Genomic DNA, 4,600 nt, shown 5'->3' on the forward strand with positions numbered 1-4,600 from the left:
GAAGCTCTTGCCGTCGGTCGCGCCGATCTTGGCGAGGAAGTAGATGTTGCCGCCGAGCGCGATGCAGCGGTTGAGGTCGCGGTCGAGCACCGCCTGCTTCTGCTCCTCGGTCATCGGCCATTCGTCGAGATAGGCGCGCTCGTTCGCCTTGAAACGCGCGCGGTTCTCGGCCTTCATCAGCGACATGCAGAACTGATTGAGGTGATAGCCTTGGCGCGACATGTCGGCATCGAAGATCGTCGTGCCGGGGATGTCCTTGTAGGGTTTGTCGAGTGACATCGGATGATCTCCTCTTCAGGAAATTTCTAGGATTCTTGGGGCCAGTACAGCCGCATCGGATTGTCGACCAGGAGCTTGCGCTGCAATTCGGGCGTCACCGCGATGTGCGGGATGAAGTCGACCAGCAGGCCGTCGTCGGGCATATGCCCCTTCAGGTTCGGATGCGGCCAGTCGGTGCCCCAGAGCACGCGGTCGGGAAAGGTCTCGACGACGCGGCGGGCGAACGGGATCACATCGCGATAAGCGTTTTGCTCGCCGTTCAGCGCCGGCGGGCCCGCAACCGACAGCCGTTCCGGGCAGCTCACCTTGGACCAGACGTTGGGATGCTCTCGCATGAAATTCAGGAACAGCGAAAACTCGGGACCATCGATCGGCTTGGAGACGTCCGGCCGGCCCATGTGGTCGACCACGACGGTGGTCGGCAGGGTGGTGAAGAAGTCCCAGAGTTCGGGCAGGTCGACCGCCTCGAAATAGATCACGACATGCCAGCCGAGTCTTGCGATCCGCGCCGCGATCTCGTTCAGCTCGTCCTTGGGCGTGAAATCCACCAGCCGCTTGACGAAGTTGAAGCGCACGCCGCGGACGCCGGCCGCGTGCATCGCCTGCAGGTCGGCATCGCTGACGCTGCGCTTGACGGTCGCGACGCCGCGCGCCCGTCCGCCGGAATGGACGAGCGCATCGACCATCGCGCGGTTGTCGGCGCCGTGGCAGGTCGCCTGCACCACGACGTTGCGGGCAAAGCCGAGGTGATCGCGCAGCGCGTAGAGCTGCTGCCGCGAGGCGTCGCAGGGCGTGTACTTGCGCTCGGACGCATATGGGTATTCGCCGCCGGGACCGAAGACGTGGCAATGCGCATCGACCGCGCCGGCCGGCACTTTGAAGCGCGGCTTCGAGGGACCAGTGTACCAGTCCAGCCAACCCGGGGTCTTTTCGAACGGCCCGGTCACGGGTTTCGACATAACGCTCCCTCTCGATGTTTCGTCAGCCGTGCCGCCGCGGACCAGCCGCGGTCATGCCGGCTCCATTCCTTGACGTCGCTTGGGCGCTTCGGCCTCGGTCGACGCCAGATATCCGATGAAATCGCGCGCCGCGGCCGCGTTGGCGGCCTTGCTGCACACCCCGCACGCAAACAGGGTCACCGACTGAACCTCCGGGGGCAGGGGACCGGCGACCTCGATCCCCGGCACCTCCAGAAACTCGCTCAACTGCTGAAAGCCGAGTTCGACGTCGCCGCGCGCCACCAGCGTGCCGACGGGAATGCCGGGCGGGGCCTTCACCAGCCGTTCCGCCACGGCCTGGTCGATGTTCCACTTCTTCAGGAGGCCGAGGATGTGGTTGCCGCTGGGACCGGTCGAGTAGCCGATCGAACGCGCCGCCAGCACGGCCGTCTTCAGCGACGCCTCGCTTGTGAGATCGGGACGCGCCGCCTGCGCACGGATCGCGACTGCCATGGCGGATTTCGCCAGGCCGACGCGGCTTCCCGGCTGCAAGAAGCCGTCCGCCTCGAGCTGCTTCATGGCGCCGTCCGCCAGCACCACGATATCGAAGGCCTCGCCGGCGCGCACGCGCGTGGCCGCATCGACCCCGCCGACGGACTCGATGGCGACCGCTTGTCCCGTCCTCTTGGTGTAGGCATCCGACAGCTCCGCCAGGATCTGGCGAGTCGCCATCGAGGAAATTCCGGTCAGGGTCGCAGCCATGCGTCGCTCAGTCGATGTACTTCAGGCCGGCCTTGGCCAGCGGCTCACGCATCTTGTACATGTCGAGGCCGAGGACGCCGCTGGCGAGTTTTTCGCGCTTGTCCGCCTCGTTGGCCTCACGCGCTTCGGCCGCGTCAGCCGCCTGTTGCGCGATGTGGGCCGGGACCACCACGATTCCGTCCATGTCGGCGACGATGACGTCGCCCGGGTTGACGGTGACGCCGGCGCAGACGACCGGGATGTTCACGGAACCCAGCGTCGCCTTGACGGTGCCGCGGGCGCTGATCGCGCGCGAGAACACCGGAAATTTCATCTCGGTCAGGTCCATGACGTCGCGGACGCCGCCGTCGATGACGAGGCCTTTTGCGCCGCGGGCGCGATAGGAGGTGGCGAGCAGGTCGCCGAAGAATCCATCGGTGTTCTCCACCGTGCAGGCGGCAACCACGACGTCGCCGGGCTGGATCTGCTCGGCGGCGACATGCATCATCCAGTTGTCGCCGGGCTGCAGCAGCACGGTCACGGCGGTGCCGTACATCTGCGCGCCCGGATAGATCGGGCGCATGTAGTGCTGCATCAGGCCGACCCGGCCCATCGCCTCGTGGATGGTCGCAACCCCGAAACGCGACAGTTTTTCGACGGCCGCCTTGTCGGCCCGCGCGATGTTGCGCCGGACGATGCCGAGGTCGTTCATCTGAGCGCTCATGACTATTTTCCTTTCGCCTTCAGCGCCGCATCGAGGCGCGGGAACACGCGCCGCGCATTGCCTTCGTAGATATTGTGGCGGTCCTGCGCGGTGAGCGTCGCGGCGCCTTCGATGTAGCGCTTGGTGTCGTCGTAGTGGAATCCGGTCTCCGGATCGATGCCGCGCACGGCGCCGATCATTTCGCTCGCGAACAGCACGTTGTCGACCGGGATCACCTTGGTGAGCAGGTCGATGCCGGGCTGGTGATAGACGCAGGTGTCGAAGAAGATGTTGTTGAGGAGATGATCCCTGAGCAGCGGCTTCTTCATCTCCTGCGCGAGGCCCCGGAAGCGGCCCCAGTGATAGGGCACGGCGCCGCCGCCATGCGGGATCAGGAAGCGCAGGGTCGGGAAGTCCTTGAACAGGTCCGAGGTCAGGCACTGCATGAACGCCGTGGTGTCGGCGTTGAGATAGTGCGCGCCGGTGGTGTGGAAGCAGGCGTTGCAGCTCGTCGAGACGTGGATCATCGCGGGGATGTCGAGCTCGACCATCTTCTCGTAGATCGGATACCAGTGCCGGTCCGACAGCGGCGGCGAGGTCCAGTGCCCGCCCGAGGGATCGGGGTTGAGGTTGATGCCGACGAAGCCGTACTCCTTGACGCACTTCTCGAGCTCCGGGATGCAGGTCCTGGGGTCGACGCCCGGCGACTGCGGCAGCATCGCCGCACCGATGAAATTGTCGGGGAACAGCTTGCTGACGCGGTAGCACAGCTCGTTGCAGATCGCGGCCCAGGTCGATGACACCTCGAAGTCGCCGATGTGATGGGCCATGAAGCTCGCGCGCGGCGAGAAGATGGTGAGGTCGCTGCCGCGCTCCTTCATCTGCTTCAACTGGTTGTTGGCGATGGAGTCGCGCAGCTCGTCGTCGCTGATCTTCAGCTCGCTCGGCTTGGGCTTGACCGAGGGATCCTTGATGCCCGCGATCTGCCGGTTGCGCCAGTCCTCGAGCGCCTTGGGTGCGGTCGTATAGTGGCCGTGGACGTCGATGATCACTTGACCTCTCCTTTGGCAATGGCGGCGGGCCGGATGAACGGCAAGCATTCGCGCCTGGTCATGTCTCTCTCCCGGTTCGCAAGACTCGATCGTCCGCGCCGCTCAGCGCGGCACGACCGGCCCGGGATTGGCCCGGGCTTTGGGCGGCGTCGCGGGCCGCGGCCGCGCCAGCTCGGGCCGGTCCAGCGCCGGCGCCTGGAACGACGCCACGGTCGCCTGCACCAAATGCTCGATCGCCTCGCCCGCGTCGGACCCGTCGGCGTCCCCGCGCGACAGGCGCGACACGCGCTCCGGCGTCACCAGCGTGTAGTAGAGCGCGCCCAGCAGGAAGTGGCTGCGCCAGACGATTTCCGTGCGCGGAACGGCCGGCAGGCACTCGCAAATTGCGTCGATGAAGGCGTGGCTCGTCTCGTCGAAGGTCTGCGCGATGATGCGCCGCGCCACCTCGTTGCCCTCGGCCGACATGGTCGCGCGCAGCCGCGTGAACCGCGCGCCGCCGCCGGCGAGATCGCTGCCGGAGGAGAATGCCGGAAGCACATAGGCGCGGACGATCGCCTCGAGCCTGTCCTGGGGATCGCGGATTCGCTTGGCGGCGGCGAGGAGCTCGGAGCGGCGCAGATTCATCGGCGCGCAATGGCGCTGGTAGATCTCCAGCAGCAGGCCGTCCTTGGTCTTGAAATGATAGGTCACGCTGCCCGGATTTGCGCCGGCAGCCTGGGCGATGTCGCGCACCGAAACGGCGTTGAAGCCGTTGACCGAGAACAGTTCCTCCGCGGCCGCGAGAATGGCTTCCCGCATGTTGGGCTTGCGCGACGTTTCCTTCCTGGGGAGTTTGCTGACCATTTGTTTGTACTATTGTACAAATAAGTCGGACGCGTCAACAAGAA

Annotated in this window: 6 protein-coding genes; all 6 read right to left on the bottom strand. The window is 65.8% G+C overall.

Features of this window, described 5'->3' with window-relative positions; genetic code table 11:
- The coding region (ligA, locus tag KGM94_RS23700) for a protocatechuate 4,5-dioxygenase subunit alpha (protein WP_300264672.1) at positions 1–279 on the bottom strand (279 nt) is incomplete at its 3' end.
- Positions 280–305: 26 nt separating this feature from the next.
- Positions 306–1,238, bottom strand: coding sequence for an amidohydrolase family protein (locus KGM94_RS23705; RefSeq protein WP_300264674.1), 933 nt, complete (start codon positions 1,236–1,238; stop codon positions 306–308).
- Between the two features lie 51 nt (positions 1,239–1,289).
- On the bottom strand, positions 1,290–1,979 hold the full coding sequence (locus tag KGM94_RS23710) for a substrate-binding domain-containing protein (protein ID WP_300264675.1): 690 nt from the start codon (positions 1,977–1,979) through the stop codon (positions 1,290–1,292).
- Positions 1,980–1,986: 7 nt separating this feature from the next.
- Positions 1,987–2,682 carry a 4-carboxy-4-hydroxy-2-oxoadipate aldolase/oxaloacetate decarboxylase gene (gene ligK, locus KGM94_RS23715; protein WP_300264677.1) on the bottom strand — a complete coding sequence of 232 codons (696 nt, stop codon included), beginning with the start codon at positions 2,680–2,682 and terminating at the stop codon, positions 1,987–1,989.
- A gap of 2 nt (positions 2,683–2,684) precedes the next feature.
- Entirely contained in the window at positions 2,685–3,713 is a 1,029-nt protein-coding gene (locus tag KGM94_RS23720) for an amidohydrolase family protein (RefSeq protein WP_300264679.1), read from the bottom strand.
- A gap of 102 nt (positions 3,714–3,815) precedes the next feature.
- Positions 3,816–4,556, bottom strand: a complete 741-nt coding sequence (locus KGM94_RS23725) for a TetR/AcrR family transcriptional regulator (protein ID WP_300264681.1) — start codon at positions 4,554–4,556, stop codon at positions 3,816–3,818.
- Positions 4,557–4,600: the final 44 nt, after the last annotated feature.

This window comes from Bradyrhizobium sp. (assembly GCF_028868675.1).
Lineage (GTDB): Bacteria > Pseudomonadota > Alphaproteobacteria > Rhizobiales > Xanthobacteraceae > Bradyrhizobium.